This is a genomic window from Blautia faecis (assembly GCF_027662325.1).
Classification (GTDB): Bacteria; Bacillota; Clostridia; order Lachnospirales; family Lachnospiraceae; genus Blautia_A; species Blautia_A faecis.
On the sequence record NZ_JAQDKY010000077.1, the window covers coordinates 1 to 6216 of the forward strand.

The window sequence follows — 6216 nt, forward strand, 5'->3', positions numbered from 1 at the left end:
GTCTGTGTGTACCGTCCGCACAGATAACATCTTCCTTTCCGGCTTCCAAGAATGCTTGCCGGATGGGACATCTTTTTTTTCTTCGTTTCTTCTTTTGGAAATTTAAGTCCGCTCATATTTTTCCTTCTTTCATCTTGTCCGAGTCGGACATTAACTAAATGGCAGTTCCTCTTCAATTCCATCCGGGATATTCATGAAACCATCAGGTCCCACATCTGGTGATTGTTGTGGAACATTATGCTGACTGCTGCCAGATCCAGAGCCTTTGCTTTCTGCAAATTCCTGTTCTTCCACAACAACCTCTGTCGTATAAACTTTCTGTCCATCACGGTTGGTATAACTTCTGGTCTGAATACGGCCTTCGATTGTAATCTTCAATCCTTTTCGGAAGTATTTCTCCGCGAACTCGGCAGATCTTCCAAACACTACACAATTAATAAAATCTGCAGTTGCATCTCCATCTTTTCTGATCTTCCTATCTACTGCCAGTGTGTATCTGGCAATTGCAAATGAATTTTCCCCTGGGGTGTATCTCACCTCTGGATCTCTGGTAAGACGCCCCATTAAAATTACTTTGTTCATCTCTTATCGCTCTCCTTCCATATTGCGTTCGCCTCTTTTTTGCAATCTCTTTCCATGTAATAGTCATACAGGAACTCTTTCTGTGCCTTTGTGTACTCTTTGACCGGATTCTTTGTCGGAAAAGCAATTCCTCGACTCGGATTGTGTAAGAGAACCCACCCTCTTTCGACGAGCCAGTCTCCTGCTCCGATCAGGCCGACATTGCATTTTGTCTGCAAGTCAATGTCTCTGTCCATTGCTTCCTCCGGCAACTTTTCGTTCATGTAATTCTGCGCCCATTCCTGATGCTCTCCCCATTCCGCTCCGTGAAAAGTTCCGTCCGGCTCTAACCATCCATAATCCTCTGTGGTGTGATTTTCTTCATCCATCATTCGTGCCATGAGACTGTCGAGTGCATCCTGCTGTCTATCCTCCGCAGTCTCTTCTCCGAGTTCTTTTCGGATTTCTCTCTGTGTACTTTCCGATATGTGATCCATTGCAACATCCCACCGTTCAATCATCCTCCGCAGGTCTTTCTCTATTTTCTTTCGTCTTTCGATTTCTTTCCAGATGTTCATTCTCTGCGGCATCTGCTCTTCTTCTCCCGGTTCGTATATTTCAAGATGATATGTCCCTGCTGCCGTGCCCCCCTTCAGAGCAGCGCGACCAAGCAGAATGTCCTCAGCATATCTCCTTATCTGCGCCTCTGGTTTATCTGTTCCAGTCATGCTATCCATGAGAATTTCCATTATGGTCTCATAACTTTTCTCGCCTGTGTGAAACCATTCCCTTGTAATTTCCGTAATAAATTCTCCATTAATATCAAATACCATATTACCCTCTTTCATTTTTCTTCCCTTTCATTTGTGCATCTAATTCGTTTATTTTGTTTTTATACTCTTTCACAGTATCACCTCTGCATCTGATGGCATTTTAAAGATTTTGATTTTCTCTGGATGCCGAGCTGCAACCTGTATGGCACAGAGAACACGAACAGCCTTTGGCTCTGTGCTATATTCTCCCAGGATAGTTCCTTTCTTTTTGTCTTTAGTATGTGCCAGTATCTGATATGATCCGGTTGGTGTGAGAACTGTAGTCGTTTCTTTTTCAGTCATATCTATCAGCTGATTTCCCTGTGTTCTAATCTTCATTTCCGTATTTTTCTCCTTTCAGCCAATATTCGTGTTGTATTAACAAGATTCTCCGTATTCCGTTCATATTCTATCATTTCTTTCCGGACAGCTTTAATCAACGCAAGTAGTACTTTTTTAATTTCAGCAGTCCCTACGCGTGTACAATACTCTTTCGCATTCTGATCTATAGCCTTGATCTTTATATATTCCGATTGTCTTATCATTGACTTGATGATTCTCTTCTTCATCTGTTCTGGCGGTTTCTTCCCATACATTTTTTTATATTTCTTTTTCAGTATCCTTAACTTCATCTTTTACACCTTTTCTCTGTTAAGCCCCAGTTCTTCATAAATGTTATAATTTGCCAGATCTTCAAACTCTACTTCAATATCCATATCTCTTTTTGCATATTCATAAGTTTTTGCCACTCCTATGCGATTCACATACTCCATTGCTGATTTCCAATTATCCAGGAATTTTTTATTTGCTTTCGTGAATCCCCATGAAAACTTTATCGCGTAAATAGAGATGATTATATTTGTGATCGTTATATAATCTTCTGCCCGTTCCAGTTTCTCCTGAGCTTCACGGATGCAGGCGTCCGTTGCCTGCTCCGTTATTTCATCCTCTCTCGCTTTTAGGTAATTCTGCAAGATCATTGCCTGCTGCCCTGTCAGTCCTGCAACCTGGCCAAGCTGCATCTTAAAGTTCAATGGAAGTCTGCATTTTTCCTGTTCTCTGGCCTTACGTCTCATTTCTGCCCTGTTCATTTGCTTTCCCTCTGTACTTCCTTTAAGAATTCAACCAATTCGCTTTCACTATTTGGGAATTTATTGTATCTTCCATGCTGTGTCCATTTAGGTATTCCTGATTTTCTTTCCGGTTCAGGTCCTCCAATCAAATGCATGTAATATGATTCTGTATTATCTGATACCCACTGGCTGTGAACAGTGTCCCGATCATATTCTTCTGCAATAAGTCTTGCACCATTTGCAAAATCATATTTGTAGTATCTGGCGCCAATATGTTCATCTGTATACCAAAGTCCCCAATCCTTATAATTTCTCAGCCATTCCTTACGCTGATCATTATTTTTCATAACAGGAAGCGGCAGTTTCTCCGATGTTTCTTCTTTGGCTCTCTCATCTGAGTCCAGACATGTGCTTATCAGATTTCTAAGCAATCTCAGTCCTGCCACGTTCATCTGGGCTTTCTGTAATACATTAACTGGGAATCCTGATTCTTCTGCTGCCACGAACTTTATTTCTTCCAGGTCTTTTTCTTCTTTCTTTAAATATCTCAAAATATTTTCCAGAGTCGGAACCGGAATATCTTTCAAATCATCCGGCCAAGCATCCGGTACAAGATCACTAATCTCAGGCAATAAATCTTGCTCGCTTTGATCCAGATCCTGCTGCCTTTCATCCGCGTTTTCTGCTGCCGGTTGGCAGCGCTTTGACATGTCCGACTCGGACACATTTTCTGCTGTCTCTTCCACTATTTTGGATTGGGCTGCTTCTGCTTTCTCCATAGCAATCTCATTCCACATTTTCTGAATGGAAGTTGCAAGATAAAACCAGTCATAGTTTCCAAGGCATTTATTACTCTCATCCCAAATCTGCACATAATCATCAAACAAATTAGCATGTGCGATTCCAAGCCCAGTATCGAACCACCATGTTCTTCTGCTGCCTATTTTTTCTTTTAACTCATCCGGGCTTGTCACTACATTTAACACCCTTTTGTGGAAGTCCTGTTTTAACCACTCATCAAAATCACCTATCAGCTTTCTGGTTAGATTATCAAGATATTTTTTCTCTTTCTCAGATGGTTTTTTTATGTCAGCAGCATCTACCACTCTTTTACTATATTCTTCTTTCATACGTTCTGCTGATACATGGCAGACCTTCTCCCCTTTTTCATTGTAAAATGCAAAATCTTTCTCTTTTGTTCTCTGTACTACTGCAAACTCTGCTCCCATTGCACTGAAGCGTCTGGTTGCTCCTACATACATTTTGAGATAAACATCCTCAAGAAATACCTTTATCATCCTTGCTATGTCCGGCAGAAATACTTCGTTTGCATCATAATATGGACATTCTTTTTGTGGTTCTGGCATAGGTGCAAGCTTCACCGCCTTTTGTTTCTTTCCATACTTCTCTATCAGTGTTTCAGCCAACTGCTGCCATGTAATCAACTTTTCATCCCCACTGCCAGGATTAAACAAGATTCCATTTGATTTTCCCTGATAATTCAAATATCCATTTCTGATCCGCACATCATTGTATATAATGCTGAGCATATAAATGGACATGTTCTTATCCCGCCTTTGGATTCGTTCTGTTGTTGATTTCTTTAAGCTTTCAAAGAATCGTTCGATCTGAATGTCAACATCGATTACCGTTCCATCTTCCGGCGGTCTTCTTCGTCCAATTACTTCATCAAGTGTCAGCTGTCCAGGAACCTGACGTCCTACTTCCTGTTTTTCTTTCAAAGCTTTAACCTCTGGTAGCGTAATTGTTTCATTCTTTTTGTACAACCCCAGAGCCTCATCCTGGTGTTTATCATCCAGATCTGTCAGTTCCCTTGCCACAGATATATTGATGTTTCCATTTTGAAACTCTTGCATAAACTCCTGACTTAATTTTTTCTGGATTGCATGATATCTTTCTAACTGTGTCCCCGATGTTCCAAGAGTTGCCTGTACCATGCTTCTGGTTGTCCCCTGCAGGTCAACCAGATCGCGAAGCTCCTTAATTACCGCTTCTGTGATAAGCGCCTCCTGCATTTTCTCCCAGTCACTTTTTTCACGGAACCGGTTCGCCTGGATGATTCCCAGCTTATTGATCAGCTGTTCCACTTTTCCATCTTTATCTTCTGGGAATTTCTCTGTATTCAGATTTACTTTTGTGTATTTACAGTTAATCTTCCGAAACTCTTCATGCCCTTCTTCCACAAGCATCCTGCAGCACATTGTACGGCAATGTCCGGATATAATCCTGTCTTTACCATCCACATCCTCGATCAGCACGTCCTGCATTACCCCGAATAGAAGAATCGAATTCTTTAATCCCTGCAGTTTCTCCGGATCTGTAGAATAGAAATTATCTTTCGACGGCTCCAGTTCAAACACATCCCGATACACTGTATCACTGATATTCTCAGTCTCCGTTGGCTTTTTACGATTATTTACCATGTCGGCCAGATTGAATGCCATCAGGCTTCCCTCCCTTCCGTCCATTTATCCATCATAACTCCTGCTGCCACCAGATACTCTTTCACCAGGCATTCATAATCTTTTGCGGCTAAAGAACGCGCGGAATACAAAGGGATAGGTTTTCTTGCATAAGTACTCTCTGATACTTTTCTGGAATATCTTATCTTCGTCTTAAGCATTGGATATCCTGCTGCCTCTATCATTTCTGTTCCCTGTGCCTGTGCAAGGTTGTTTTTGTCATATTTTGTGATAAAGATCCAATAATTTTTCAATTCTGGGTTCAGTTCCTCTTTTGTATAACCGATCTGATTCACCAGTTCCGGAAGTCCTTCCGTTGTGTTATCATCAATTTCCACCGGAATCAAAACATCATCACAGGCTGTCAGAGCATTGATCGTTGATACGTTGATATCCGGTGCATTGTCAATTATGCAGAAATCATACTGATCAGCCACACATGCCAGTGCATTTTTTATCCTATACTGCTGCGGTCGTGTCTGATCGAACATTACTTCCTTGTTAGCCATCAAAAGACGCATATTTGCCGGCAATACATCCATGTTATGGAATTCCGTATGTCTGATCAGTTTTTTCATCCAGTCTTCCGGGTGTCTTGCGGTCATGATCCGATCTATTCCTTCTCCATCCTGTGTTCTGCAGTTTAATCCTCTTGATGCATCTCCCTGCTTATCGTTATCTACAATAAGCACTTTATTCCCCTGGCTTGCCAAAATATAGGCAACACTATTGGTAGTAACGGTCTTGGCCACGCCACCCTTTAAATTAATCACTGCAATTGTTCTCATACTCTTCCTCTTTTCTTTTTATTTTTTCTTATGTACTCTATTTCTCAATTTTCTGTCTGCTCTTTCCATCCAATCAGGCTTCCCGCCTTCCGGTTCATTATCAAAATAGATTTCTCCATCATCATCTCTGTAATAGTGAAAGTGTATTCCTGATTTTGTTACTGTTCCAAGATATGTCATTGCCCTTGGATCCTGTTCTGTGCGCAGACTCCATCCTTTTCCCCACAATTCTTCAGTTTCCACGTTTTATCATCTCCTCCTGGAGCCATTGCGAATATGAATGTACTCCGGCCAACGAAGAAGCTTTCAGTTTCAACCGGTTGATTACTTCATAGACCTTTTTCCATTCATCTGCATTTTTGATATCTTTTCCCTTTGTATCTTTAAAGGCATCTGCTGCCAGATCTGAGATTCTCAATACTCTGGATGCCACGAAGGTATCTCTGGTATATATGCAAATCTCACATGTAGAACGAAATGGTGCTAGAATATAAATAGT

Annotated in this window: 8 protein-coding genes; all 8 read right to left on the minus strand. The window is 41.2% G+C overall.

Annotation, left to right across the window (positions count from 1 at the left end; translation table 11 throughout):
- Positions 1 to 150: 150 nt before the first annotated feature.
- Positions 151 to 582, minus strand: a complete 432-nt coding sequence (locus PGQ38_RS18890; RefSeq protein ID WP_270433104.1) for a single-stranded DNA-binding protein — start codon at positions 580 to 582, stop codon at positions 151 to 153.
- Complete coding sequence (locus tag PGQ38_RS18895) at positions 579 to 1409, minus strand: hypothetical protein (RefSeq protein ID WP_227199008.1); 831 nt, start codon at positions 1407 to 1409, stop codon at positions 579 to 581. Before PGQ38_RS18895 ends, PGQ38_RS18890 begins: the two co-directional genes overlap by 4 nt.
- 54 nt (positions 1410 to 1463) lie before the next feature.
- Positions 1464 to 1712 carry a hypothetical protein gene (locus tag PGQ38_RS18900; protein ID WP_227199009.1) on the minus strand — a complete coding sequence of 83 codons (249 nt, stop codon included), beginning with the start codon at positions 1710 to 1712 and terminating at the stop codon, positions 1464 to 1466.
- A gap of 296 nt (positions 1713 to 2008) precedes the next feature.
- The gene (locus tag PGQ38_RS18905; protein ID WP_227199010.1) at positions 2009 to 2464 is read right to left on the minus strand and encodes a hypothetical protein; all 456 of its coding nucleotides are present in this window, start codon (positions 2462 to 2464) and stop codon (positions 2009 to 2011) included.
- On the minus strand, positions 2461 to 4935 hold the full coding sequence (locus PGQ38_RS18910) for a ParB/RepB/Spo0J family partition protein (RefSeq protein WP_270433105.1): 2475 nt from the start codon (positions 4933 to 4935) through the stop codon (positions 2461 to 2463). Before PGQ38_RS18910 ends, PGQ38_RS18905 begins: the two co-directional genes overlap by 4 nt.
- A complete protein-coding gene (locus PGQ38_RS18915; RefSeq protein WP_227199012.1) occupies positions 4911 to 5717 on the minus strand; it encodes a ParA family protein in 807 nt (268 codons plus the stop codon). The genes PGQ38_RS18910 and PGQ38_RS18915 overlap by 25 nt, the downstream gene beginning before the upstream one ends.
- A gap of 18 nt (positions 5718 to 5735) precedes the next feature.
- On the minus strand, positions 5736 to 5960 hold the full coding sequence (locus tag PGQ38_RS18920) for a hypothetical protein (protein WP_227199013.1): 225 nt from the start codon (positions 5958 to 5960) through the stop codon (positions 5736 to 5738).
- Positions 5950 to 6216, minus strand: a 267-nt coding sequence (locus PGQ38_RS18925) for a hypothetical protein (protein WP_270433107.1), incomplete at its 5' end; no start/stop codon positions are given. The genes PGQ38_RS18925 and PGQ38_RS18920, both read right to left, overlap by 11 nt.

What these genes read in the sequence shown, in the direction of transcription:
- PGQ38_RS18905 (WP_227199010.1), bottom strand. Translation starts at nt 2,464, where the DNA reads ATGAACAGGGCAGAAATGAGACGTAAGGCCAGAGAACAGGAAAAATGC.
- PGQ38_RS18900 (WP_227199009.1), bottom strand. Translation starts at nt 1,712, where the DNA reads ATGAAGATTAGAACACAGGGAAATCAGCTGATAGATATGACTGAAAAA.
- PGQ38_RS18890 (WP_270433104.1), bottom strand. Translation starts at nt 582, where the DNA reads ATGAACAAAGTAATTTTAATGGGGCGTCTTACCAGAGATCCAGAGGTG.
- PGQ38_RS18915 (WP_227199012.1), bottom strand. Translation starts at nt 5,717, where the DNA reads ATGAGAACAATTGCAGTGATTAATTTAAAGGGTGGCGTGGCCAAGACC.
- PGQ38_RS18895 (WP_227199008.1), bottom strand. Translation starts at nt 1,409, where the DNA reads ATGAAAGAGGGTAATATGGTATTTGATATTAATGGAGAATTTATTACG.
- PGQ38_RS18910 (WP_270433105.1), bottom strand. Translation starts at nt 4,935, where the DNA reads ATGGACGGAAGGGAGGGAAGCCTGATGGCATTCAATCTGGCCGACATG.